This window comes from Streptomyces sp. NPDC050287 (assembly GCF_044459385.1).
Taxonomy (GTDB): Bacteria; Actinomycetota; Actinomycetes; order Streptomycetales; family Streptomycetaceae; genus Streptomyces.
This window is the reverse complement of sequence record NZ_JBITIY010000001.1, coordinates 12494-37739: the sequence shown is the minus strand read 5'-3', so window position 1 is coordinate 37739 and position 25246 is coordinate 12494. Positions and strand designations below refer to the sequence as shown.

Below are 25246 nucleotides of genomic sequence, written 5' to 3'. Positions count from 1 at the left end.
GTTGAGCTACTTGGTCACGGCGTCCAGTGCGTCCGCCATGCCCCAGCCGTAGAAACCGTTGCGGTTCTTCGAGCCCTCGCACACCGCGTCGACCTTGCCGTCACTGTCGATGTCGTACGGCTTCGTGCACGGCGTGCCGTCGGCCTCGGCGTACAGCAGCGCCTTCACCAGGGCCGACGAGGCGTTCGGGTGCGTCGACCTGATCAATGCGGCGACGGCCGCCACGTGCGGGCTCGCCATCGACGTACCGGCCATGTAGCCCCACTTGCCGCCGGGCAGCGTGCCCAGGATCAGACCGCTCGTCGCGGGCGGCTCGGGCTTCTGGTAGGCCGTCGAGTCGCCGCCGGGCGCGGCGATGTCGATGATCCCCAGGCCGTAGTTGGAGAACGACGACTTCAGGCCCTTGGCGCCGGTCGCCGCGACCGTCACGACACCCGGCAACTGGGTCGGTATGTCAAGGCACTTCGACGGGTCGATCACCCGGTCCGAGGGCGTGCCGTCGTTCGGGGAGACCGGGTCGGTGATCTCGTCGGCCGCGAGGTCGTAGTTCTCGTTGCCGGCCGCGGCCACGTTGACCGTGCCCTTCTTCTCCGCGTACCGCGAGGCCTGGGACACGGCGTCCACGAGCGCCTTCTGGTCCGGGTCGTCGGTGCAGTTGAAGTACCAGGGGTCGGTGTAATAACTGTTGTTGGTGACGTCGACGCCGTGGGTGGCCGCCCACATGAAGCCGCAGACCACGGCCTCGGTGTAGAAGTAGCCGTCGGTGGTCGCCACCTTGATTCCGGCCACCTTCACGCCGGGCGCCACGCCCGTCATGCCGACGCCGTTCTTGGCGGCCGCGATCTCACCGGCCACGTGCGTTCCGTGCGGGCTCTCCGCCGCGCTCGGCCGCCACGCTCCGTCGGCCGTGTCCGGCTTGCCCGTCACACAGTTGACCGAGGCGGCCCGGTCGAAGTTGGGCGCGATGTCCGGGTGCGTGTCGTCGACACCGGTGTCGATCACACCGACCGTCACCTTGCTGCTGCCCAGCGACTTCTCGTGCGCCTTGTCCGCCTTGATGGCCGGCAGGTCCCACTGCAGGGACTCCAGCGGGTCCTGCCCGGCGGCGGCCTTGGACTCGGCGGCGGCGACCTCCGTGGCGCTGAGCGCCTTCGGCGTCCCCAGGTCGGTCGTCGACTGCGCGGGCAGCGGCGCGTTGCGCGTGTTGCCGGCCGAGTCGACGCCCTTCACCTTGCGGACGGTCTTGGCGAAGTCCGGGTTCGAGGAGTGGACGACGATGACGCCGATCTGGTCGTACGACGTCACGATCGTGCCGCCGGCCTCGGTGATGGCCTTCTTGATGTGCGCGGAAGGGCCGTACCCAGGACGGACGTTGACGACATAGCTGAGGGCGGTGGCGTCGGCCGTCCCCGTCGAGGCGAGGATGTCGTTCACGGCGCCGGTGACACCGGCCACGGTCCCGGGCACGTCGGCCGCGGACGTCGCGGCCGCCGTGGACGTGGGCAGGAACGCCAGGGCCGTGGCGGTGGCCATACCGAGCGGGATCGTTATCGCGCGCCGGTAGCGGGGGTGAGGCGCTGTCATGTGTCAGGGTCTCCAGTCGTTCGGGGGATTCGAGAGATGGGCGGTCCGTGCGGGAAGCGAGAAGGCACCGGGGTGCCGTGGAGAGGGCCGGACGCCGTGCGGTACGCGGCTACTTCACCGCGCGCAGCGCGTTGACGATGCCGAACCCGTAGAAGCCGTTGACGCGCCTGCCGCCCTCGCACACCGCGTCCTGTGTGCCGTCGCCGTCCTGGTCGTACGCGGCCGGGCAACCGGGGTTGTCCGCCTGCGCCTTGAGCAGCGCCTGGAGCTGGGCCGGACCGGCGTACGGGTACTTCGACTTCAGCAGCGCGGCGACACCGGCGGCGTGCGGCGAGGCCATCGACGTGCCCTGCAGGAACGCGTACTGGCCGTTCGGCATGGTGGACAGGATGCGGCCGTCCTTCGACGGCGTGTCCGGCAGCTGGTAGCGCCGGTCGCCGCCGGGCGCCGCGATGTCGACGACGCCCTTGCCGTACGAGGAGTAGTACGACTTCAGGTTCCGCACGCCCGTCGCGCTGACCGTGACGACACCCGGCAGCTGGGTCGGCACGTCGAAGCACTCGTGCGGGTCGACGGTCCGCGTCACCGGCGTGGAGTCGTCGGGGCTCGTGTCGTCGACGATCGCGTCGGAGTCCAGGTCGTGGTTGGAGTTGCCCGCCGACGCCAGGTTGAGCGTGCCCTTCTTCTGGGCGTACAGCTGCGCCCTGTTGACCGCGTCGACGATCGCCTTCTGATCCGGATCGTCCATGCAGTTGTACAGCCAGGGATCGACGTAGTAGCTGTTGTTGGTGATCTCCACGCCGTGGTCGGCGGCGAACACGAAGGCGCACACGACGCTCTCGGGGTAGAAGAGGCCGTTGTCCGGGTCGCTCACCTTGATGCCGGCGACCTTGACGCCGGGGGCGACTCCGGCGACGCCGATGCCGTTGCGGGCCGCGGCGATCTCACCGGCCACGTGCGTGCCGTGGTAGTCCTCCGCCGTGTACGGGCGCCAGGCACCCTCGCTGGTGTCCGGAACGCCGCCGACGCAGTTGGCCGACTGGGCGGCGGAGAAGTTCGGGGCGAGGTCGGGGTGGGTGTCGTCGACACCGGTGTCGATCACGGCGACCGTCACCTTGCGGCTGCCCGGGTTGATCTTCGCGGCCTTGTCGGCGCCGATCGCGCGGAGGTCCCACTGGTCGGCCTCCAGGGGCTCGCTGTCCGGCGTGGCGGCGGACGCGTTCGCCACCTTCGCGGCCTGCTCCTTCGACAGGAACCGGGCCGCGCCCTCGTCCGTCGTCCCCGCGGAGGTCAGCGGCGTGGTGCGGGTGGCCCCCGCCGACTGCACGCCGCGCACCGCCCGTATCGCCTGGGCGAAGCCGGGGTTCGAGGAGTGGACGACGATCACGCCGATCTTCGGGTACGCCGTCACCACGGTACCGCCGGCCGCCTGGACGGCCCGCTTCACCGACTCGACGACACGGGGGTCCACTCGGGTGTTGACGACGTACGCCAGAGCCGGCGCGTCCGCCGTCGGCGCGGCGCTCTCCACGCCCGGGGCGGCCGACGCCGCCGCCGGAAGGAAGCCGAGCGAGGCCGTCAGGGACAGCACAAGGGGCACGGCGAGGGCGAGACGGCGTCTGGAACGCAGATGAGGCATGGGGTCTCCACATCATCCGGAAACGAAACCGGCCCGAGGCACAGGTGGGCCCGGGCAGGTACATGACGGGTGGTGCAGGCTCGAAGCTATCTTCCGAAGTCGCTGGCCAGCAATGACCTTTGGCAGGTGACTTCGGAAAGAAGCCCTCGTTGTTGAACCGGTCCTCGCGCGCCGCCGTGACCTTGGACAGGGAGCGTGAGGACACTCGCCCCCGAACCCGTCACAACCGCATCCGCAACGCGAGGAGACTCCGTGGCCACCGACGCACCGCCACCCTCGAAAGAGCAACACAAACTCCCCTCACCCGAGGAGTTCACCGAGGTGCAGGAGAGCGCGGAGTTCGGTGAACTGCGCCGCTCCTACCGCTCCTTCGCCTTTCCGCTGACCGTCGGCTTCATCGCCTGGTACCTGCTGTACGTCCTGCTGTCGAACTACGCGGGCGACTTCATGGGCACCAAGGTCGTCGGCAACATCAACGTGGCCCTCGTCCTCGGCCTCGCCCAGTTCCTCACCACGTTCCTCATCGCCTGGTGGTACGCGCGCTACGCCGCCGCCAAGTTCGACCCCAAGGCGGAAGCCATCAAGTCCCGGATGGAGGGCGGCGCATGAGCCCCGCGATCACCCTGGCGGCCGGAGAGGCGAGCGAGCACCGGCCGCTGATCATCAGCCTGTTCGCGGTGTTCGTCGTCGCGACCCTCGTCATCACGGTCTGGGCCGGACGCCAGACCAAGGACGCCGCCGACTTCTACGCGGGCGGACGGCAGTTCACCGGCTTCCAGAACGGACTCGCCGTCTCCGGCGACTACATGTCCGCGGCGTCCTTCCTCGGCATCGCGGGCGCCATCGCCCTCTTCGGCTACGACGGCTTCCTGTACTCCATCGGCTTCCTGGTCGCCTGGCTCGTCGCCCTGCTCCTGGTCGCCGAACCGCTGCGCAACTCGGGCCGCTACACCATGGGCGACGTCCTCGCCTACCGGATGCGCCAGCGCCCGGTCCGTACGGCGGCCGGTACCTCGACGATCGTGGTGTCGATCTTCTACCTGCTGGCGCAGATGGCGGGCGCCGGTGTCCTGGTCTCGCTGCTGCTCGGCATCACCAGCGACGGCGGCAAGATCGGCATCGTGGCGCTGGTCGGCGTCCTGATGATCGTGTACGTCACCATCGGCGGCATGAAGGGCACCACCTGGGTCCAGATGGTCAAGGCCGTCCTGCTGATCGTCGGCGCCCTGCTGCTGACCTTCCTGGTCCTGCTGAAGTTCGACTTCAACGTCTCGGACCTGCTCGGCTCGGCCGCCGACAACAGCGGCAAGGGCGCCGCGTTCCTGGAGCCCGGTCTGAAGTACGGCGCCACCGGCACCACCAAGCTGGACTTCATCTCGCTCGGCATCGCCCTGGTCCTCGGCACCGCGGGCCTGCCGCACATCCTGATCCGCTTCTACACGGTGCCCACCGCCAAGGCCGCCCGTAAGTCGGTCATCTGGGCCATCGGCCTGATCGGCGCCTTCTACCTGATGACCCTCGCCCTCGGCTTCGGCGCCGCCGCGCTCATCAAACCGGACGAGATCATCGCCTCCAACAAGGCGGGCAACACCGCGGCGCCCCTCCTCGCGCTGCATCTGGGCGGCGTCGACTCCAACTGGGGCGCCATCCTGCTCGCCACCATCTCGGCGGTCGCCTTCGCCACGATCCTCGCGGTGGTCGCCGGTCTGACCCTGGCCTCGTCCTCGTCGTTCGCCCACGACATCTACGCGAACGTCATCAAGCGCGGCCAGGCCACCGAGAAGCAGGAGATGACCGCGGCCCGCTGGGCGACCGTCGGCATCGGCGCCGTCTCCATCGTGCTGGGCGCCCTCGCCCGCGACCTGAACGTCGCCGGCCTGGTGGCCCTGGCCTTCGCGGTCGCCGCCTCCGCCAACCTCCCGACGATCATCTACAGCCTCTTCTGGAAGCGGTTCACCACCAGCGGGGCCCTGTGGTCGATCTACGGCGGCCTCGTCACGGCGGTCGGTCTGGTGCTGTTCTCGCCGGTGGTCTCGGGCAAGCCCACGTCGATGTTCCCGGACGTCGACTTCCACTGGTTCCCGCTGGAGAACCCCGGCCTCATCTCGATCCCGGTCGGCTTCCTGCTGGGCATCATCGGTACCTACCTCTCCAAGGAGGAGCCGGACACCGCCAAGTACGCGGAGTTGGAGGTACGGTCCCTCACCGGCACCGGCGCCCACTGATTCCGCCCCCAGGGGTCCGTCCTGAGCGGCCGCGTCGTAGCTCCTTACGACGCGGCCGTGCCCTGTCCCCGAGTCCTGTCCCGTGGGATCGGGCTCGGTCGATGTCAGTGCCGTCGCGTAGGCTCACAGATGTCGAACAATTGTGATCCGTTCACGTGATTCGTTCATGTGATCCGCGAGGGAGGGGGCCCACGTGCTCATCGACACCTACGGCCGGGTGGCCACCGACCTGAGGGTCTCGCTGACCGACCGCTGCAACCTGCGGTGCACCTACTGCATGCCCGAGGAGGGCCTGCAGTGGCTGGCCAAGCCGGACCTGCTCACGGACGACGAGATCGTCCGCCTGATCGACATCGCCGTCACCTCGCTCGGTATCGAAGAGGTCCGTTTCACCGGCGGCGAGCCGCTGCTGCGTCCCGGCCTGGTCGGCATCGTCGAACGGGTCGCCGCCCTTCAGCCGCGTCCCCAGATGTCCCTCACCACCAACGGCATCGGCCTGGGGCGCACCGCGACCGCCCTGAAGGCGGCCGGCCTGGACCGGGTCAACGTCTCCCTGGACACGCTCCGGCCGGACGTCTTCAAGACCCTCACCCGCCGCGACCGTCACCAGGACGTCATCGCCGGCCTGGAAGCCGCCCGCGACGCCGGCCTGACCCCGGTCAAGGTCAACGCGGTCCTGATGCCGGGGTTCAACGAGGACGAGGCCCCGGACCTGCTGGCCTGGGCGGTGGAGCACGACTACGAACTGCGCTTCATCGAGCAGATGCCCCTGGACGCCCAGCACGGCTGGAAGCGCGACGGCATGGTCACCGCGGGGGACATCCTCACCTCCCTGCGGACCCGCTTCGAGCTCACCGAGGAGGGCTCCGACGCACGCGGATCGGCCCCCGCCGAGCGCTGGATCGTCGACGGCGGCCCGCACCGCGTCGGTGTCATCGCCTCCGTCACCCGCCCGTTCTGCGCGGCCTGCGACCGCACCCGCCTGACGGCCGACGGCCAGGTACGCACCTGCCTGTTCGCCCGCGAGGAGACCGACCTGCGCGCGGCCCTGCGCTCCGGTGCACCCGACGAGGAGATCGCCCGCCTGTGGCGCCTGGCCATGTGGGGCAAGAAGGCGGGCGCGGGCCTCGACGACCCGACATTCGTCCAGCCGGACCGACCGATGTCGGCGATCGGGGGCTGAAGCGGCGACAGCGATCAGGGGGCTGACCAGAGGTCGGGGGGCCTTAGGCCCCTTCCGGGGACTCCCACTCCTTCAACAGGACCACGTCCTTCAGGAACCCCCGCACCCCGAGGAACTGCGACAACTGCTCGCGATGCTCCTCGCACGCCAGCCAGGTCTTGCGCCGCTCCGGCGTATGCAGCTTGGGGTTGTTCCACGCGAGCACCCACACAGCGTCGACACGGCAGCCCTTGGCGGAACAGATCGGGGTCTCGTCACTCACTCGTTCGTCTCACAGGTCCACAAAAGGCGACGCCGAGCAGCCACGGGGGGAGCTGCCCGGCGTCGGTCTGTCGCTCCGACGGGGGATGCGGAGCGCCTACGAAGTATGTCACGGGTAACCCGTCGCCCGGCACCGGAACAACATGATTGATCTGAGCTTTTCTTGAGGTTGGCGGGTGACTGACTTCCGCTTGCGGGGCGCCCACCGGGGATGCGCCATGATCACGCCCTGTCGGGCCGCTCGTTCCGCGCACCCGGCGCCGGATCGTCCGCGACGTCGTCGAAGGTGTCCTCCGCCCGCGGCGGACTGATCATCGGCGGCGTCGGCACGGTCACGAACGTCGTCGGAAGCGACGGCGCGTTCTCCCGTCCTCCGTTGGCGATCACCACGGCGATATAGGGCAGAACCGCCCCGAGCACCAGCGCGACGATCGCGACGTGCCGTTCCACGTTCCACAGGGCGACCGCGAGGATCACCGAGATCGTACGGACCGTCATCGAGATGACGTACCTGCGCTGCCGTCCCCGCACGTCCTCCTGGAGGCTTGTCCGGGCTCCGGTGATCCGGAACACCTCGACGCTGCCGCCGCCATGCTGCTTCCGCATCACATTCCACCATCCGCCCGCATCGGCCTGCCCACCCCGCACCAGGTCCGCCTCCGGTCGGGGAACGGCACCCGGACAGCTCCCAGGTTACGCCGCGCCTGCGCCGCCTACGAGACCGGGGCACCGCCAACCAGGGCGAACGGACTCGGCCGTACCGCGTACGGCGGCGCCCAGCATGCGTCGTAGCGCACATGGACCGACACTGGGCGTAATGCTCACGTAGAGCCGTACGAGGAGGCAGCCATGGGCTGGTTGTGGGCGATCATCGTGGGATTCGTGCTCGGTCTGCTCGCGAAAGCGATCATCCCCGGCAAGCAGCACAGCCCTCTCTGGCTGACCACCATCTTCGGCATCCTCGGCGCGATCGTCGGCAACGCGGTCGCCCGAGCGTTCGGCATCGAGGCCACGCCGGGCATCGACTGGATGCGGCACCTGTTCCAGCTGGTCGCCGCGATCGTGATCGTCGCTCTCGGCGACATGGCGTACATGGCGACGCTCGGCCGCCGCCGGGAGCGAGCCTGATGGCGGACAGCGCGACGGGGGCGGCCCCCAACCGGGAGACCGCCCCCGTCGCCATGCTCGGGAAACCGTGTTCGGGAAAACGCGTTCAGGAGAACGTGTTCAGGAACCCCGTGACCTCGACCGCCGCCAGGTTCTTCTTGCCCCGGCGCAGTACCAGCCAGCGCCCGTGCAGCAGGTCCTCCTTGGCGGGGACCGCGTCCTCGGCGGCGACCTTCGCGTTGTTCACGTAGGCACCGCCCTCCTTGACCGTGCGGCGCGCGGCCGACTTGCTGGCGACCAGGCCGACCTCGGCGAACAGGTCGACCACCGGCGGCAGTTCGGCGACCTGGATGTGCGGCACCTCGGAGAGGGCCGCGGTCAGCGTCCTCGCGTCGAGTTCCGCCAGCTCTCCCTGGCCGAAGAGCGCCTTCGACGCGGCGATCACGGCGGCCGTCTGGCCGGCGCCGTGCACGAGCGTCGTCAGCTCCTCGGCCAGCGCGCGCTGGGCGGCCCGGGCCTGCGGACGTTCCTCGGTCTGCTTCTCCAGTTCCTCGAGTTCCTCGCGGGACTTGAAGGACAGGATGCGCATGTACGTCGAGATGTCCCGGTCGTCCACGTTCAGCCAGAACTGGTAGAACGCGTACGGCGTCGTCATCTCCGGGTCGAGCCAGACGGCGCCGCCCTCGGTCTTGCCGAACTTGGTGCCGTCCGCCTTGACCATCAGCGGCGTCGCCAGGCAGTGCACCTCGGCCTCGGGCTCCAGCTTGTGGATCAGGTCGAGACCCGCCGTGAGGTTGCCCCACTGGTCGCTGCCGCCCTGCTGGAGCGTGCAGCCGTACCGCCGGTACAGCTCCAGGAAGTCCATGCCCTGGAGCAACTGGTAGCTGAACTCCGTGTAGCTGATGCCCTCCTGGGACTCCAGGCGCCGGGCGACCGAGTCCTTGGTCAGCATCTTGTTGACGCGGAAGTGCTTGCCGATGTCGCGGAGGAACTCGATGGCCGACAGTCCGGCCGTCCAGTCCAGGTTGTTCACCATCACCGCGGCGTTGTCGCCCTCGAAGGACAGGAACGGCTCGATCTGCGAGCGCAGCCGGGTCACCCAGTTCGCGACCGTCTCCGGGTCGTTCAGCGTGCGCTCCGCCGTGGGGCGCGGATCACCGATCTGGCCGGTCGCCCCGCCCACCAGGGCCAGCGGACGCAGTCCCGCCAGCTGGAGCCGGCGCATGGTGAGGACCTGTACCAGGTGGCCGACGTGCAGACTGGCCGCGGTCGGGTCGAAACCGCAATAGAACGTGACGGGACCGTCCGCGAGCGCCTTGCGCAAAGCGTCCTCGTCAGTGGACAGGGCCCACAGCCCACGCCACTTCAGCTCGTCGACGATGTCCGTCACGGTTCTCGTATCTCCTTGGATGATCTTCGGTCAGTCGAGATGATCTCGGGGTGGTCGAGTGACCAGCCGACTACGAGGTTATACGCCCTGACTGACAGAGCTCATATTGAAGTCCGGCACCCTCAGCGCGGGCATCGCGGCCCTGGTGAACCAGTCGCTCCACTCCCGGGGCAGCGTCTTTTCGGTGCGCCCCGCCTCCGTCGCCCGCCCCAGCAGGTCCACCGGCGACTCGTTGAACCGGAAGTTGTTCACCTCACCGCTCACCTCGCCGTTCTCGACGAGGTAGACACCGTCCCGGGTCAGGCCGGTGAGCAGCAGCGTGGCCGGGTCGACCTCGCGGATGTACCAGAGGCAGGTCAGCAGCAGCCCGCGCTCGGTGTTCGCGACCATCTCCTCGAGGGAGGTGTCCTCACCCCCGTCCAGGATCAGGTTGTCGATGCCCGGCGCCACCGGCAGCCCGGTCAGCTCGGCGCTGTGCCGGCTGGTGAGCAGGTTGCTCAGCTCGCCCTGGCGCACCCACTCGGTGGCGGCCAGCGGCAGCCCGTTGTCGAACACCGACGAGTCGCCACCGGAGGAGTGCGCGAGGACGAAGGGCGCGGACTCCAGGCCCGGCTCGTTCGGATCGCTGCGCAGCGTGAGCGGCAGCTCGCTCAGCTTCTCGCCCAGGCGGGTGCCGCCGCCCGGCTCGGAGAACACCGTGCGCCCCTCGACCGCGTCCCGGCCCGACGCCGACCACATCTGATAGATCAGCAGGTCCGCCACGGCGGTCGGCGGCAGCAGTGTCTCGTACCGTCCGGCGGGCAGCGCGATCCTGCGCTCCGCCCACCCGAGGCGGACGGCGAGCTCGGCGTCCAGTGCCGCCGGGTCGACGTCCTTGAAGTCCCGCGTCGACCGGCCCGCCCACGCCGAGCGGGTACGGTCCGGCGACTTGGCGTTCAGCTCCAGCGTCCCGTTGGGCTGGTCGTGCCGCAGCCGCAGCCCGGTCGACGTACCGAGGTAGCTCGAGACCAGCTCGTGGTTGGCGAAGCCGTACAGCTCGCGTCCGCCGGCACGCGCGCGTGCGAACGCCTCACCGAGCGCCGGCGCGAAGTCGGCGAACACGGCGGACGAGGTCTCGGCGGGCGCGTCCTGGAAGTCGGGCGACTCGGGTACGCCCGTGACCAGCGGCCGGGCGTCCTCGGCGGGCCCGGCACCGCGCGCGGCGGCCTCGGCGGCCCGTACCAGGGGCTCCAGCTCCTCGGGGGTCACGGCGGACCGGGACACGACACCGGAGGCGGTGCCCTGCTGGCCGTCGACGGTCGCGATGACGGTGAGCGTGCGCCCGCGGGTGACGCCGTTGGTGGTGAGCGCGTTGCCCGCCCAGCGCAGGTTGGCGGTGGACTGCTCGTCGGCGATCACCACACAGCCGTCGGCCCGGGACAGGGCGAGGGCCCGCTCGACGATCTCGTGCGGCTTGTTCGTACGAGAGCTCATCGACCGGCCTCCTGCGTGGTGTTGAGACTGTGCTGTCCCGGGGGGCGACCCCCGGACCCCCAGCCGATTCCGGACCTGACGCTCATCGACCGGCCTCCTGGGTCGTGTTGAGACTGTGCTGTCCCGGGGGGCGACCCCCGGACCCCCAGCCGATTCCGGACCTGACGCTCATCGACCGGCCTCCTGGGTCGTATTGAGACTGTGCTGTCCCGGGGGGCGACCCCCGGACCCCCAGCCGATTCCGGACCTCACGATCATCGACCGGCCTCCTGGGTCGTGTTGAGACTGTGCTGTCCCGGGGGGCGACCCCCGGACCCCCAGCCGATTCCGGACCTCACGCTCATCGACCGGCCTCCTGGGTCGTGTTGAGGATGTTGACGCCCCTGAAGAGGGCCGACGGGCAGCCGTGTGAGACCGCCGCGACCTGTCCCGGCTGGGCCTTGCCGCAGTTGAAGGCGCCGCCCAGCACATACGTCTGGGGGCCGCCCACCGCGGCCATGGAGCCCCAGAAGTCGGTGGTCGTGGCCTGGTAGGCGACGTCCCGCAGTTGCCCGGCGATCCGCCCGTTCTCGATCCTGAAGAACCGCTGCCCGGTGAACTGGAAGTTGTAGCGCTGCATGTCGATGGACCAGGACCGGTCACCGACGACGTAGATCCCGCGCTCCACCCCGCCGATCAGATCCTCGGTGGACATCCCGGCCGGGTCCGGCTGGAGCGACACGTTGGCCATCCGCTGCACGGGCACGTGTGCGGGGGAGTCGGCGAAGGCGCACCCGTTGGAGCGCTCGAACCCGGTCAGTCGCGCGATCCGCCGGTCCAGCTGGTAGCCGACCAGCGTGCCCTCCTTGACCAGGTCCCAGGACTGGCCCTCGACGCCCTCGTCGTCGTACCCGACGGTCGCCAGGCCGTGCTCGGCGGTACGGTCCCCGGTGACGTTCATGAGCTCGGAGCCGTAGCGCAACTTGCCCAGCTGGTCGAAGGTGGCGAAGGAGGTGCCGGCGTAGGCGGCCTCGTAGCCGAGCGCCCGGTCCAGCTCGGTGGCGTGCCCGATGGACTCGTGGATGGTCAGCCACAGGTTGGACGGGTCGACGACCAGGTCGTACACCCCCGCCTCGACGCTCGGCGCCCGCATCTTCTCGGCCAGCAGCTCCGGCATCCGCGCCAGCTCCGCGTCCCAGTCCCAGCCGGTGCCCGTGAGGTACTCCCAGCCACGGCCGACGGGCGGCGCGATGGTCCGCATGGAGTCGAACTCGCCGCTCGACTCGTCCACCGACACGGCCGTCAGCTGCGGATGCAGCCGGACGCGCTGCTGCGTGGTGACGGTCCCGGCCGTGTCGGCGTAGAACTTGTTCTCATGCACGGTGAGCAGCGAGGCGTCCACGTGGTTGACGCCGTCGGCGGCCAGCAGCCGCGCGCTCCACTCCCCGAGCAGCCCGGCCTTCTCCTCGTCGGGCACGGCGAACGGATCGATCTCGTACGACGAGACCCAGGTCTGCTCGGCATGCACGGGCTCGTCGGCCAGCTCCACGCGCTCCTCGGACCCGGCCGCCTTGATCACCTGCGCCGACAGCTTGGCCATCTGCACCGCCTGCGAGGCGACCTTGGCGGCCGCGTCCAGACTCAGGTCCACCCCGGACGCGAACCCCCAGGTCCCGCCGTGCACGACCCGCACCGCGTACCCGAGGTCGGTGGTGTCCGACGACCCCGAGGGCTTGGCGTCCCGCAGCCGCCAGGAGGCGCTGCGGACCCGCTCGAAACGGAAGTCCGCGTGATCGGCGCCGAGGGCACGTGCGCGCGCCAGCGCGGCGTCGGCGAGGGCCCTGAGCGGGAGTGCCAGGAATGACTGATCGACTTCGTGAGGCACGGGTGGGAATCCCTTCGCTCTGACCACCAGGTCGGTCCTGCTCGATCCATCGAATCGCCAGCCCGAAGTCAAGCACGCCCGGGGTCTGCCCCACATGCCGTATATCCGTCGCGTGCAGGCGAAACCCTGGAGCGGGCAGGGGAGCAACCTCCGTACCCGCCCGCGTACATCGCGACTCTCGCCGGCCGGCTGATCGGGACCTGCCCGCTCATGCCCCCCGGAACGGCCGACCGGCCTGGCGGCCGACTGTAGAAACCCGACAGTCACCCGCGCACGCCACTGTCGGTGCCCGCTTGGCTCCCGGCGCGGCCCGACCGATAGGTTTTCGGTGAAGCCGCCTGTCATCCACACACTCGGGCGGGTGTCTCAGACCGCTATCGAAAGGGTGATCCGTTGAGCCGCTCGGTTCTCGTCACCGGAGGCAACCGGGGCATCGGCCTCGCCATCGCCCGTGCGTTCGCCGACGCCGGCGACAAAGTCGCCATCACATACCGCTCCGGCGAGCCGCCGGCCGGCTTCCTGGCCGTCAAGTGCGACATCACCGACTCCGAGCAGGTGGAGCAGGCCTACAAGGAGATCGAGGCCGTGTACGGCCCGGTCGAGGTGCTGGTCGCCAACGCCGGCGTCACCAAGGACCAGCTCCTGATGCGGATGTCGGAGGAGGACTTCACCTCCGTCGTCGACACCAACCTCACCGGCACCTTCAGGGTCGTCAAGCGCGCCAACCGCGGCATGCTGCGCGCCAAGAAGGGCCGGGTCGTCCTGATCTCCTCGGTGGTCGGGCTGTACGGCTCCCCGGGGCAGGCGAACTACGCCGCGTCCAAGGCCGCCCTGGTCGGCTTCGCCCGCTCTCTCGCTCGTGAGCTGGGATCCCGCAACATCACCTTCAACGTCGTCGCTCCCGGCTTCGTCGACACCGACATGACCAAGGTCCTCACCGACGAGCAGCGCGCCGGCATCGTGTCGCAGGTGCCGCTCGGCCGGTACGCGCGGCCTGAGGAGGTCGCCGCGACGGTGCGGTTCCTCGCCTCCGACGACGCCTCGTACATCACTGGAGCCGTCATTCCCGTTGACGGCGGACTGGGAATGGGTCACTGATCACCATGAGCGGAATTCTCGAGGGCAAGCGCGTCCTGATCACCGGTGTGCTGATGGAGTCCTCCATCGCCTTCCACGCCGCCAAGCTGGCCCAGGAGCAGGGTGCCGAGATCATCCTGACCGCGTTCCCGCGGCCCACGCTGACCGAGCGCATCGCCAAGAAGCTGCCGAAGCCCACCAAGGTCATCGAGCTCGACGTGACCAACGACGAGCACCTCGGGCGCCTGGCCGACATCGTCGGCGAGGAGCTCGGCGGCCTCGACGGCGTGCTGCACTCCATCGGCTTCGCCCCGCAGGACGCGCTCGGCGGCAACTTCCTCAACACGCCGTTCGAGTCGGTCGCCACGGCCATGCACGTCTCGGCGTACTCCCTGAAGTCGCTGACCATGGCCTGCCTGCCGCTGATGCAGAACGGTGGCTCCGTCGTCGGTCTGACCTTCGACGCGCAGTACGCCTGGCCGCAGTACGACTGGATGGGCCCGGCCAAGGCCGCCCTGGAGGCCACCAGCCGCTACATGGCCCGTGACCTGGGCAAGCAGAACATCCGCTGCAACCTGGTCTCCGCCGGCCCGCTCGCCTCGATGGCCGCCAAGTCCATCCCGGGCTTCGCCGAGCTGGCCTCCGTGTGGGACAACCGAGCCCCCCTGGAATGGGACCTCAAGGACCCCGAGCCGACCGGCCGCGCCATCGTCGCCCTGCTGAGCGACTGGTTCCCGAAGACCACCGGCGAGATCATCCACGTGGACGGCGGTCTGCACGCGATCGGTGCGTGACGCCGCCCCTGCGGCTCTGCTGAGGGGTGGTCTCCGCGTCCTTCCGGATGCGGAGCCCACCCCTCACTCGTTCGGCCCGCTCGACCAGGCACGGGGCGCCCACAACTGGGCACTCTGGAGTACGCGTTACCAAGCGCTTCCCTCCCCAGCCCGGCCGAGGAGGTCCCCTTGTGCGCCTGTCCCGGAGCCTGGCCCCAGTGACCCTCGCGGTCTGCCTCGTACTGTCCCTGGCCTACGATGCGACGCCGCACGCGCGCGTGCGGGCACACCGGACCGCCTCGCCGGAGCCGTTCGGTGCCACCTGCCTCACCCGGGTCACCGGCTCCCGTGTGATCGCGTACTGCCACAACCCGTACGTGCTGGTCGACCAGGTCAGCCTGCACATCGAGTGCGACCGGTGGTGGGACGTCGACAGCGACGGCGCCGAGGTCGCGGCCGGCCCCGCGCAGACCGTGCGGCTGACCGGCCGCTGCTGGAAGGAGGTCCGCTCGGTGTGGGTCAGCCACCGCAGACAGGGCCAGGCCGGGTAGGGCCAGATCGGGCCGGACCCGGTCAGACCGGACCACATCGGGCCAGTACCAGCTCGGCCGGGAGCCGGTCGGTCATGGTCGGCTCGGCCGGGAGCCGGTCGGTCAGGGGCAGCGGGGTCGGGAGCCGGTCGTCGGGATCAGCTCGGCCGGGACCCAGCCGGTCCGGATCACCTCGGCCGGGAGCCGGTCGGCCAGTACCAGCGCGGGCAGGCCCCGGTCGGTCGGGATCAGCTCAGGCAGGTGCGCTGAAGCGGCCCGGACGGCACAGGAACGGGTAGTCGGCGGCCTCCGCTGCCGCCGCCCGCGCGTCACCGGCGCGGATCGCGTCGACGAGCCGCCCGTGGTCCATGTGCGTCTCCGGTGTGAGCTCCGTGCCGACGTCGTCGCGCAGCCAGTCCCGCAGCACCTCGCCCAGGTCGGCGTACATCGCGCTCATCACGTCGTTGTGGGAGGCCGCCACCACCGCCAGGTGGAAGGTCGCGTCCGCCGTCACGAACGCCTCCGTATCGCCGGACTCCCAGGCCTCCTCGCGCCGCACGAGAAGCGCGTCGAGCTGCTTGAGGTCCTTCTCCGTGCGCCGCTCGGCGGCGAGCCGCGCCGCCGACGACTCCAGGGTGGACCGCAGCTCGGCGATGTGCCGGGGGTCCGCGTCCGCGAAACGGCGCTGCATGACGCCGGCCAGTTCGCTGGTCGCCACGACGTACGTGCCCGATCCCTGACGGATGTCCAGCAGACCGTTGTGCGCGAGCGCGCGGACGGCCTCGCGGACGGTGTTGCGGGCGACCCCGAGCTGCTCGACCAGCTCGGGCTCCGTCGGGACCCGGGAGCCGACCGGCCACTCACCCGAGGTGATCTGCTGCCGCAGCGCGGCGATGACCTGCTCGGACAGTGCCGAGCGGCGGGGATGGCTCAGAGGCATGGCACACCTTCGCACGGGCGGAGCCGGAGCGGACGCCCCAGGGATGGACAACCAATCATCCTATGATTCTATGATGGACGGCATGGCACGCGAGGAAACCCGGACGATGAAGTCCACGAGCGACCACAGCCCGGCCGTGAACGACTCCCAGAAAGCCGTCGTACCCACCGCGCCCCGGACACGCGCGTGGACGACCCGTCTGGTCGTCGTCGGCATCGTGCTGTCCGCCCTCAACCTGCGCCCCGCCATCACCAGCTTCGGCGCCCTCCTCCAAGAGGTCCGCGACGGGCTCGGCATGAGCGGCAGCGTGGCCGGACTCCTCACCTCCGTACCCCCGCTGTGTTTCGCCGTCTTCGGCGTCATGGCCCCACGGCTGGCCCGCCGCTTCGGGCCGGTGGCGGTGGTGTGCGCGGGCATGGCCGCCATCACGGCAGGCCTGCTCGTACGGCCGTACGTGGGCGCGGCCGGCACGGCAGGATTCCTGACCGCCAGCGCCCTCGCACTGATGGGCATCGCGGTCAGCAACGTCCTGATGCCGGTCATCGTCAAGCGCTGGTTCCCCGACCGGGTCGGCTCCATGACCGGTCTCTACTCGATGGCCCTCGCCCTCGGCACCTCGGCCGCGGCGGCCGTGACCGTGCCGCTGACCCAGGCGCTGGGCGGCGACTGGCGGTCCGGGCTCGCCGTGTGGGGCGCGCTGGCGGCGGCGGCCGTACTGCCGTGGATCCCGCTCGTACGGGACCGGGGGCCGGCGCCCGCCGAACAGGCGCCCACGCGCGCGGAGCCCTCGCCCGCCGTACGGATCACCCGCAGCCGTACCGCCTGGGCGCTCGCCGTCTTCTTCGGACTCCAGGCCACCGCCGCCTACATCACCATGGGCTGGATGGCGCAGATCTTCCGGGACGCGGGCGTGCCCGCGGGCACGGCGGGGCTGCTGCTCGCCGTCACGATGGTCATGGGTGTACCGCTGGCCTTCGTCATCCCGCGGGTCGCCACCGGGCTGCCGCACCAGGGCCCGATCGTCCTCGCGCTCGGCGTCTGCGGTCTGGCGGGCTACGCCGGGCTGTACTTCGCCCCCGCCGGCGGCGCCTGGGCCTGGGCGGTGCTGCTCGGCGTCTCCAACTGCGCCTTCCCGCTCGCCCTCACGCTGGTCGGCATGCGGGCCCGCACCGCTGCCGGGGTGGCCCAGCTGTCGGCCTTCGCGCAGAGCGCCGGCTATCTGATCTCCATCCCGGGCCCGCTCCTGGTGGGCGTGCTCTACCAGAGCAGCGGCGGCTGGGGCCTGCCGATCGCCCTGATGACCGCGCTGATGATTCCGCAGATGGTGGTGGGCGTCCTCGCGGGCCGCGACCGCACGGTGGAGGACGAGGTGGCGCGCTGAGCCCGTACGGCGAGGGATCCGGTCGCCCGTACCCAGGGAATCCGGTTGCCCGCACCCCGGTTGCCGGTCGCCCGCATCCCGGCCAGGCGGTGCGGGACCCCGGAAGAGTCGGCGCGCGGGACGGGTGCGAGACTTGCCGTATGCCAGTGCTCGATCCGAACCCCCAGAACGGCCAGAAGAAGATGCTGCTGGTCTTCGGCTCGTTCTTCGCCATCTTCGTGGTCATCGCCGTCATCGCGACGATCGCCTCCCCGTGACCATGACCGTGACCGTGCCCGAGGCCGTCCGCCGGGCCCGTGGTGGGGCTACCCCCACCATCCCCTAGGGGGTGAGTGTCAGGGTCAACTGGGTGGATCTCCGGATGGGTTGAGGGGCGCGGATTCCGTAACTTCGAGATGTGACCGCGTAAGGCGGCCACGGACCACTCGAAGACCAGCGGAGGCACTCATGTCGGCCCCTACGCACACCCGGCCCCACCCGGCCTCCCGGGGCGGCGTCGACATCCGGCTGCCCTGGTGGGCCCTCGCCCTGCCGACGCTGGCCTTCGTCGTCCTGCTCGGGCTGATCCTGAACCCGACGGACGCCCAGGCGGCAACCGGCGACCCGGCCATCACCCGGCTCTTCGAGCACCTCCAGCAGCTGATATCCCGCTGATCACCGCTTTGGCCGCCCACCAACTGCCTGCGCCCCATGGCCTGTTTCATGCGAAGCTGGATCCCATGAGCGTCGCAGAACCCCGCAGGATCGTCCTCTTCCGGCATGCGAAAGCCGACTGGCCACAGGTCACCGACCACGAGCGACCGCTCGCCGATCGGGGCCGAAAGGACGCGGCAGAGGCCGGACGGAGACTGACCGACACCGGCCTCGCCATCGACCTGGCCCTCTGCTCCACCGCGACCCGGACCCGGGAGACCTGGAAGCTCGCCGTCCACGAATTCCCGCATCGACCGAAGACGGTCTACGAGGAGCGGATCTACGAGGCCTCACCCGGCGAGTTGATCGCGCTGCTGAACGAGACGCCCGACGACGCCCAGAACGTCCTCCTGGTCGGCCACAACCCGGGCATCCAGGGACTCGCCGACATCCTCGCCGGCTCGGCCGAGGGCGACGCACGCGACCAGATGAGCAGCCGCGGCTTCCCGGCCGCCGCCTTCGCCGTCCTGTCGTTCAGCGGCTCCTGGAAGGCCCTGGAGCCGGGTGTGGGCACCCTCCTCGACTACTGGGCGCCGTCCGACTGACTCCGGCCCCGCGACCCGCGAGGGGGCCCGGCGCGCGACTGCGCCGGGCCCCTTCTCTCTTGTGCCGAGTCCGTCTCTTGTGCGGAGTCCGTCGCCTCTTTTGTGCTGAGTCAGTCCGTCGCCACCTGCGCCGGGCGCTCAGTCCTGCTCGTGCGCGTCCGCCGCCTCGACCTCTTCGCGGGTGATGCCCAGCAGATACAGGACCGTGTCCAGGAAGGGGACGTTCACCGCGGTGTGTGCGGCCTGCCGCACCACTGGCTTGGCGTTGAAGGCGACCCCGAGCCCCGCCGCGTTGAGCATGTCCAGGTCATTCGCCCCGTCGCCGATCGCCACCGTCTGCGACAGCGGTACGCCGGCCTCGGCGGCGAACCGGCGCAGCAGCCGCGCCTTGCCCTCGCGGTCCACGATCTCGCCGGTGACCCTGCCGGTCAGCTTCCCGTCGACGATCTCCAGCGTGTTGGCCTGGGCGAAGTCCAGCCCCAGCCGCTCCATCAGGTCGTCGGTGACCTGGGTGAAGCCACCGGAGACGACCCCGACCTGGAAGCCGAGCCGCTTGAGCGTGCGGATCAGTGTGCGCGCCCCCGGTGTCAGCCGCACCTCGCTGCGCACCTTGTCCACGACCGAGGCGTCAAGGCCCTCGAGCAGCGCCACGCGCGCGTGCAACGACTGCTCGAAGTCCAGCTCCCCGCGCATCGCGGCCGCCGTCACCTCGGCGACCTGCTCCTCGCAGCCGGCGTGCGCGGCGAAGAGCTCGATCACCTCGTCCTGGATGAGCGTCGAGTCCACGTCCATCACGACCAGGCGCTGGGCCCGCCGGTGCAGGCCCGCCGCGACCACGGCGACGTCCACACCGAGCACCGCCGCCTCCGTCACCAGGGCGGTGCGCAGCGGCTCCGTCTCCACGCCGGACACCGCGAACTCGACCGCGGTCACCGGGTACTTGGCCAGCCGGAAGATGCGGTCGATGTTGCCGCCGGACCGGGTGATCCGGGCGGCTATGGCCGCCGTCGCCTCCGCGGTCAGCGGATGCCCGAGCACGGTGACCAGGGAACGGCCGAGTCCGCGCGGCCGGTTGTCACCGAGGCCGGAGATGATCTCCGCCTGCATCTTCACGGACTCCGCCCAACTGTGGACGGTGGCCCGCAGATCGCCGTCCAGTCCGCGCGGCGGCGCGGTCACCAGCGCGCACAGCACCATGCGGCCACGGGTGACGACCTGCTCGATGTCGACCACGTCGACGGAGTAGGCGGCGAGGGTGTCGAAGAGTCCGGCCGTGATGCCCGGCCTGTCCTTCCCGAAGATCTTGACGAGAAGAGTGGGGACGTCGGAGGACTCGGACTCAGACGACTCGGAGGACTCATGGGACGAGGTCTGCGAAGCGCTCATGGTGCCTCCACCGTATCCGGCACGCGGTGCCCGACGCTCGCGCGGTCCGTCTGACGGACACGGAACTCTGGGTGGCGGCTGGGTGGCGTCCGAGTGGAGTCCTGGTGGCCCGATGGGTGGTCCGGTGGGTGGTCCGACCTCACGGGCCGGCCGCGCGTGGAGGTACGGGCCGGCATCGCCCGCGCCGGCCCGGCGGATCGATCAGCGGCGTCCCTTCGGCTTCCCCGGTGGTGGTGGTGGCGGTGGTGGCGGCGGGGGAGGCCCGTCGTTCGGCGTGGGCGACGGGCGGTCGGCGGACCGTGGCTCGGGCGGCTTACGGGGCGACCGGTGCGCAGGGCCGATCGGCCGGGCCACCGTGGGCGCGCCGTACATGTCGCCACCGGGCCTCCGAGGGCCGTCCGCCCACCGCTCCTGGTCGGACGGCCGCGCGTCCTCCGGTTCCCGCAACTCGTCCGGAACCCGTAGATACGGATTGGTGGCCGGGTTGGGCGGCCGGTAGGGCGAGCCGGGGGAGTACGGCCCCTCGGCCCCACCCACCTGGTGCCGTCCAGGCCCGGCCGGATACGGATCTGCGGGCTCAGCCTCGTACGACCGACCGGACTCACCCGTATACGGCGGCCTCGCCTCTCCACCCCCATACGAAGCAACCCCGGAGCTCTCCACACCAGGCAGACCAGGCACACCAGGCCCCCCAGTCACCCCGGGCCCCCGCACCCCCGCCCCGTCGCCCAGCGCCCACCGCGCCAACGGCGCCAACGGCGTCGCCCGCCGCCCCGCCGCGCCCGTCGCGCGGGCGAGCAGCGCGCCGACGGCTCCCGCGGCCGCGCCCCACACCGCGCCGAGGAGCAGTGCCATACCGAGCTGTCCGTGCAGCTCGATCCCGGCGCCGAACGCGTCGAAGCCCAGGACGGACAGCGAGGCGTCCACCGACACCTCCGTGAGCCAGGCGAGCAACGGCAACGTCAGCGCGGTCGCGATCCCCAGCCGCAGCGCACACCGCCCCGCGAAACCGAGGGCTCCGTCATCCCGTACAGCTCTCGAACCGGACCGCAACCCTCCCGCTCCCACCGGCGCCCCCGCCCCTCCCGCTCCCACCGGCGCCCCCGCCCCTCCGGAACCCACCGGCATACGAACCCCTCCGGAACCCACCGGCGTCCGCGCACCCCCGGCTCCCACCGGCGTCCGCGCACCCCCCGCTCCCACCGGCGTCCGCACCCCCACCAGCACCCCCGCCAGCAGCATCATCAGCGCCATCGCGACCCCCAGCAGCCACACCCGCCCGTCCAGCTCGGCCAGCCGGCCCAGCGTGACGGACTGGTCCGAGCCGTTGCCCAGCAGGTCGTCCAAGGGGTCCGGCAGGAGCCGGGTCAGTTCACCGGTGGCCTTGCCGTCCCAGGGGACGAACAGGCCGATGGGAACGCCCAGCCACACCCCGTTCGGCGCGCCCAGCACCGCCGCGCCCGCGATCCGCCGGGGATGATCGTCCCCGATCGCCGCGTACGCCGCCGCCGCGAACCCCGCGGCCACCGCCACCAGCAGCACCGTGACGAGGGCGGACACCGCCGGCCGGACCACCCGGTGCACGGCCTCCCAGCCGCGCGGCAGCGGCGTCCGGCGCGAGGCCAGCAGCGCGATCAGCAGGATCCCGGCCGACCAGCCGAGCCCGCCGAGCAGCGTCGGCGCGGTGTCCACCGTGAAGCCGACCGCCGCCTTCGCGCCGACGAGAGAGCCGATCTTGTCGGGCAGCAGCCCCCCGATGTCCCCGATGTCGCCCACCCCGGGGATCTTGATGCCGCCGCCCGAGCCACCACCGGGCAGGTCGTCGAGCCCGAGCGAGCTCCCGTCGATGGTGATGAGGTCGTGCCCCGCCCAGGCCAGCCCGCCCAGCATCGCCACGAACAGTGCGACCACGGCGCCCGCGCGCGCGAGGAGTTCGGAGGGGGCGATCACAACCCCGGCCGTGCGCAGGGATCGTAGGAAGAACCACGACAACAGCAGCGCGCCCACCAGGGTGACCCCCAGTGGCGTGATCTCGATGGCGGTCGCGGTCTCGGCGCCCGTCAGCCCGAACGCCGACACATCGCCGGACGGTGTGACCGAACCACCCGCCCCAAGGGCCACCACCGCCGCGGTCATCGGGCCGAGCGAGGCCGTCGAGTCCGCCTCCAGCAGATGCAGACCCAGCGCCGCGGTGCCCGCCATTCCGATCAACGCCCAGCTCACGGAGGCGATCGCGGACAGCAGGATGTCGCCCCACGGCAACCGCGTGCCGTGTTCCGTCGTCTCGGCACTCATGGACGCACTCATGGCAGACCCCCCGATCCGCGGCACGGCCGGTCGCCGCGCATGTCCCCCTCGCGTGGATTACCACTCTCCGGGTCGGTTTCAACCCCGTCAACGGAACCGGACGAAGCGTACGTACGTGGTCTTCTCAAGGTCCGACTTTCGGTCAGGAGGACGAGCCTGAAATAGTTCCCGACGATGTTCGACATCCCTAGACTCCCTGTGATGGGGGTAACTCGGGGGACTACTCAGTGGGGCATGGAGTGCCGGAACTCGTACTGGAATTGAACGGACGGACCTGGACGCTCGATGCGGCCAGGCCATACACCCTCGGACGTGATCCGCAGGGCGACGTCGTGCTCGACGACGCCAGGGTGTCCTGGCGTCACGCCACGATCAGCTGGAACGGCCGCGGTTGGGTCATCGAGGACCACGGCAGCACCAACGGCACGTTCGCGCGGGGGCAACGGATCCATCAGCTGGAGATCGGCCCCGGCTCGTCCGTGCACCTCGGCAACGCGACCGACGGACCGCGCCTGGACATCTCCGGCGCCGCGGCCGCCGTCGCCACGCCGCAGGCCCAGCAGCAGCCGTACGCGGCCCAGGGCGCGGGCCCCGGCTGGGCGGCGGCCCCGCCGCAGCAGGAGGCCCCGCAGACGCCGCAGCAGGAGGCCCCGCAGACGCCGCGGCAGGAGGCCCCGCAGGCCGGGCGGCAACAGCCGAGGCAGGCCGTGCCGCACGTGCCGCAGCAGCAGGGCGGTCCGGGCGATCCGTACGCACAGCAGGCTCCCGGTGGTGGCGCGGGGGCGCCGCCGGTCTACGGCGACCGCAGCCCGACCACGTTCCACCAGTTCTCGCTGGGCCGCGTGATGCGCATCGGCCGCGCCCTGGACAACGAACTGGTCGTCTCCGACCTCCAGGTCTCCCGCCACCACGCGGAGTTCCACGCCACGCCCGACGGCCGCTTCGAGATCCGTGACCTGGGCTCGCACAACGGCACGTACGTCAACGGCCAGCCGATCGCCAAGGGCGGCACGCAACTGCTCGGCCCGAACGACATCGTCGGTGTCGGCCACTCCACGTTCCGCCTGGTCGGCGACCGTCTCGAGGAGTTCGTCGACACCGGTGAGATCTCCTTCTCGGCCCGCCACCTGACCGTCACGGTCGACGGCGGCAAGCAGATCCTCAAGGACGTCTCCTTCGGTGTCCCGGAGAAGTCGCTGATCGCGGTCATCGGCCCGTCCGGCTCCGGCAAGTCGACCCTGCTCAAGGCGCTCACCGGCTACCGGCCCGCCAACGAGGGCGATGTCCTCTACGACAACCGGAACCTCTACAAGCAGTTCGCCGAGCTGCGCCAGCGCATCGGTCTGGTCCCGCAGGACGACATCCTGCACAAGGAACTGACCGTCAAGAAGGCCCTCAAGTACGCGGCCAAGCTGCGCTTCCCGGCCGACACCACGGGCGCCGAGCGCGAGGCCCGCATCGACGAGGTGCTGCGCGAGCTGAAGCTGGATGTCCACAGGGAGAAGAAGGTCACCTCCCTCTCCGGCGGCCAGCGCAAGCGCGTCTCGGTGGCCCTGGAGCTGCTCACCAAACCGTCGCTGATCTTCCTGGACGAGCCCACCTCGGGCCTCGACCCGGGCATGGACCGTGACGTCATGCAACTGCTGCGCGGTCTCGCCGACGACGGCCGTACGGTCCTCGTCGTCACCCACTCCGTCGCCGAACTCGCCCTGTGCGACAAGCTCCTGGTGATGGCTCCCGGCGGCGCGGTCGCCTACTTCGGCCCTCCCGAGGAGGCGCTGAACTTCTTCGGCTACGACACCTGGGCCGATGTCTTCTCCGCCTTCGAGAACTACCGCGACTACGACTGGGCGGGCCGCTGGAAGGGCTCGCAGCACTACCAGATGTACGCCGCGGACATAGACGCCGTCGCACCACAGTCCGTACAGATGCCGCCGATGCAGGCGATGAAACCGCCCAAGCCACAGGGATGGATGTCCCAGTTCACCACCTTGGTGCGGCGCTATGTCTCGGTGATCGCCTCCGACAAGGGCTTCCTGGCGCTGATGGTGATCCTGCCGGCGGTCCTGGGCGCGGTGAGCCTGCTCATCGACTCGGGCAACAGCCTGCTGCCCAATCCGGCCAACCCGAAGACCGGCCGGATCATCCCCAACGGCACGACGACCACGGTTCTGCTGATCCTCGCGGTCGGCGCCTGCTTCGCGGGTGCGGCGAACTCCGTCCGTGAGCTGATCAAGGAACGGGTCATCTACGAGCGGGAGCGCGCCACCGGCCTGTCCCGCTCCGCGTACCTGATGTCCAAGGTGTTCGTGCTCGGCTTGATCACCGTGCTGCAGGGCCTGCTGGTCGGCGTCATCGGGTTCGCCGGCCGGGAGATCCCGAAGGAAGGCCTGGTCCTCGGCAGCGCCACCATGGTGGAACTGTCCATCCCGGTCATGGCGCTGGGCTTCACCTCGATGATGTTCGGCCTGGTCATCTCCTCGCTGGTGAAGACGGCCGAGAAGACCATGCCGCTGCTGGTCATGTTCGCGATCATCCAGGTCGTGTTCACGGGCTGCCTGTTCACCCTGAACGGCGCGGTCGGCGTCAACGAGTTCTCGTATCTGATGCCGTCCCGCTGGGCGGTCGGCGCCGCCGGCGCCACGCTGGACTTCAACAAGATCAGCCCGCCCAAGGACGGCGGCGACACCGACCCGCTGTGGGAGCACACCGTCGGCGCCTGGGGCCTGGACATGGCCGCCCTGCTCGTCCTCGGCGTGATCTGCGGCTTCTTCGTGGCCCGCTTCCTGCGCCGCCACGAACCCGAGGTCATGCGCAAGTGATCGAGGTCGTACGACGCGAAGCGCTGGTACGACGGTGAAGGGCGGCGCCCCGGTGGGGGCGCCGCC

22 protein-coding genes are annotated in these 25246 nt (G+C 70.4%); 12 read left to right on the top strand and 10 right to left on the bottom strand.

Features of this window, described 5'->3' with window-relative positions; genetic code table 11:
* Window positions 1-6: 6 nt before the first annotated feature.
* On the bottom strand, window positions 7-1584 hold the full coding sequence (locus tag ACIBK3_RS00185) for a S8 family peptidase (RefSeq protein ID WP_399360233.1): 1578 nt from the start codon (window positions 1582-1584) through the stop codon (window positions 7-9).
* 109 nt (window positions 1585-1693) lie between these two features.
* The gene (locus ACIBK3_RS00180; protein WP_399360231.1) at window positions 1694-3223 is read right to left on the bottom strand and encodes a S8 family peptidase; all 1530 of its coding nucleotides are present in this window, start codon (window positions 3221-3223) and stop codon (window positions 1694-1696) included.
* Window positions 3224-3475: 252 nt separating this feature from the next.
* Here ACIBK3_RS00180 and ACIBK3_RS00175 point away from each other — a divergent pair, with 252 nt between their 5' ends.
* The 3 genes from ACIBK3_RS00175 to moaA all read left to right on the top strand — a co-directional run bounded on the left by ACIBK3_RS00175 (window position 3476) and on the right by moaA (window position 6631).
* Window positions 3476-3832 carry a DUF485 domain-containing protein gene (locus ACIBK3_RS00175; protein WP_399360229.1) on the top strand — a complete coding sequence of 119 codons (357 nt, stop codon included), beginning with the start codon at window positions 3476-3478 and terminating at the stop codon, window positions 3830-3832.
* Entirely contained in the window at window positions 3829-5448 is a 1620-nt protein-coding gene (locus tag ACIBK3_RS00170; RefSeq protein WP_399360227.1) for a cation acetate symporter, read from the top strand. Before ACIBK3_RS00175 ends, ACIBK3_RS00170 begins: the two co-directional genes overlap by 4 nt.
* 193 nt (window positions 5449-5641) lie before the next feature.
* Window positions 5642-6631, top strand: coding sequence for a GTP 3',8-cyclase MoaA (moaA, locus tag ACIBK3_RS00165; RefSeq protein WP_399360225.1), 990 nt, complete (start codon window positions 5642-5644; stop codon window positions 6629-6631).
* 43 nt (window positions 6632-6674) lie between these two features.
* Here moaA and ACIBK3_RS00160 read toward each other — a convergent pair whose 3' ends face one another.
* Together ACIBK3_RS00160 and ACIBK3_RS00155 are read right to left on the bottom strand one after the other, a co-directional pair.
* Window positions 6675-6893 (bottom strand): hypothetical protein, encoded by a 219-nt coding sequence (locus tag ACIBK3_RS00160; protein ID WP_399360223.1) that lies wholly within the window; start codon window positions 6891-6893, stop codon window positions 6675-6677.
* Window positions 6894-7114: 221 nt separating this feature from the next.
* The gene (locus ACIBK3_RS00155) at window positions 7115-7498 is read right to left on the bottom strand and encodes a DUF3099 domain-containing protein (RefSeq protein WP_399360221.1); all 384 of its coding nucleotides are present in this window, start codon (window positions 7496-7498) and stop codon (window positions 7115-7117) included.
* Between the two features lie 243 nt (window positions 7499-7741).
* Between ACIBK3_RS00155 and ACIBK3_RS00150 the strand changes: the two genes are divergently transcribed.
* Window positions 7742-8020: a GlsB/YeaQ/YmgE family stress response membrane protein gene (locus ACIBK3_RS00150; RefSeq protein ID WP_399360219.1), complete on the top strand. Its 279-nt coding sequence runs from the start codon at window positions 7742-7744 to the stop codon at window positions 8018-8020.
* An 85-nt stretch (window positions 8021-8105) separates the two neighbouring features.
* Here ACIBK3_RS00150 and tyrS read toward each other — a convergent pair whose 3' ends face one another.
* The 3 genes from tyrS to ACIBK3_RS00135 form a co-directional block, all read right to left on the bottom strand.
* Entirely contained in the window at window positions 8106-9389 is a 1284-nt protein-coding gene (tyrS, locus tag ACIBK3_RS00145; RefSeq protein WP_399360217.1) for a tyrosine--tRNA ligase, read from the bottom strand.
* Between the two features lie 78 nt (window positions 9390-9467).
* On the bottom strand, window positions 9468-10862 hold the full coding sequence (locus ACIBK3_RS00140) for a metallopeptidase TldD-related protein (RefSeq protein ID WP_399360215.1): 1395 nt from the start codon (window positions 10860-10862) through the stop codon (window positions 9468-9470).
* Window positions 10863-11202: 340 nt separating this feature from the next.
* Entirely contained in the window at window positions 11203-12726 is a 1524-nt protein-coding gene (locus ACIBK3_RS00135; RefSeq protein WP_399360213.1) for a TldD/PmbA family protein, read from the bottom strand.
* Between the two features lie 393 nt (window positions 12727-13119).
* Between ACIBK3_RS00135 and fabG the strand changes: the two genes are divergently transcribed.
* From fabG to ACIBK3_RS00120, 3 genes are all read left to right on the top strand, one after another.
* Complete coding sequence (fabG, locus tag ACIBK3_RS00130; protein ID WP_399360211.1) at window positions 13120-13824, top strand: 3-oxoacyl-[acyl-carrier-protein] reductase; 705 nt, start codon at window positions 13120-13122, stop codon at window positions 13822-13824.
* A gap of 5 nt (window positions 13825-13829) precedes the next feature.
* Window positions 13830-14597 carry an enoyl-ACP reductase FabI gene (gene fabI / locus ACIBK3_RS00125; protein WP_399360210.1) on the top strand — a complete coding sequence of 256 codons (768 nt, stop codon included), beginning with the start codon at window positions 13830-13832 and terminating at the stop codon, window positions 14595-14597.
* A 170-nt stretch (window positions 14598-14767) separates the two neighbouring features.
* Window positions 14768-15127, top strand: coding sequence for a hypothetical protein (locus ACIBK3_RS00120; protein ID WP_399360208.1), 360 nt, complete (start codon window positions 14768-14770; stop codon window positions 15125-15127).
* Between the two features lie 232 nt (window positions 15128-15359).
* Here ACIBK3_RS00120 and ACIBK3_RS00115 read toward each other — a convergent pair whose 3' ends face one another.
* Window positions 15360-16046 carry a FadR/GntR family transcriptional regulator gene (locus ACIBK3_RS00115; protein WP_399360206.1) on the bottom strand — a complete coding sequence of 229 codons (687 nt, stop codon included), beginning with the start codon at window positions 16044-16046 and terminating at the stop codon, window positions 15360-15362.
* Between the two features lie 70 nt (window positions 16047-16116).
* On the opposite strand from ACIBK3_RS00115, the gene ACIBK3_RS00110 reads away from it, so the two are divergent.
* The 4 genes from ACIBK3_RS00110 (at window position 16117) to ACIBK3_RS00095 (ending at window position 18665) form a co-directional block, all read left to right on the top strand.
* Window positions 16117-17427, top strand: coding sequence for a CynX/NimT family MFS transporter (locus ACIBK3_RS00110; RefSeq protein ID WP_399360204.1), 1311 nt, complete (start codon window positions 16117-16119; stop codon window positions 17425-17427).
* A 140-nt stretch (window positions 17428-17567) separates the two neighbouring features.
* On the top strand, window positions 17568-17684 hold the full coding sequence (locus ACIBK3_RS00105) for an SGM_5486 family transporter-associated protein (protein WP_399360202.1): 117 nt from the start codon (window positions 17568-17570) through the stop codon (window positions 17682-17684).
* Between the two features lie 190 nt (window positions 17685-17874).
* Entirely contained in the window at window positions 17875-18081 is a 207-nt protein-coding gene (locus ACIBK3_RS00100) for a hypothetical protein (protein ID WP_399360200.1), read from the top strand.
* Window positions 18082-18146: 65 nt separating this feature from the next.
* Window positions 18147-18665 (top strand): SixA phosphatase family protein, encoded by a 519-nt coding sequence (locus tag ACIBK3_RS00095; RefSeq protein WP_399360198.1) that lies wholly within the window; start codon window positions 18147-18149, stop codon window positions 18663-18665.
* A gap of 138 nt (window positions 18666-18803) precedes the next feature.
* Here ACIBK3_RS00095 and serB read toward each other — a convergent pair whose 3' ends face one another.
* Window positions 18804-20051 carry a phosphoserine phosphatase SerB gene (serB, locus tag ACIBK3_RS00090; RefSeq protein WP_399360196.1) on the bottom strand — a complete coding sequence of 416 codons (1248 nt, stop codon included), beginning with the start codon at window positions 20049-20051 and terminating at the stop codon, window positions 18804-18806.
* Window positions 20052-20252: 201 nt separating this feature from the next.
* Window positions 20253-22346: a streptophobe family protein gene (locus ACIBK3_RS00085; RefSeq protein ID WP_399360194.1), complete on the bottom strand. Its 2094-nt coding sequence runs from the start codon at window positions 22344-22346 to the stop codon at window positions 20253-20255.
* A gap of 251 nt (window positions 22347-22597) precedes the next feature.
* Between ACIBK3_RS00085 and ACIBK3_RS00080 the strand changes: the two genes are divergently transcribed.
* Window positions 22598-25180, top strand: a complete 2583-nt coding sequence (locus ACIBK3_RS00080) for an FHA domain-containing protein (RefSeq protein ID WP_399360192.1) — start codon at window positions 22598-22600, stop codon at window positions 25178-25180.
* Window positions 25181-25246 lie beyond the last annotated feature (66 nt).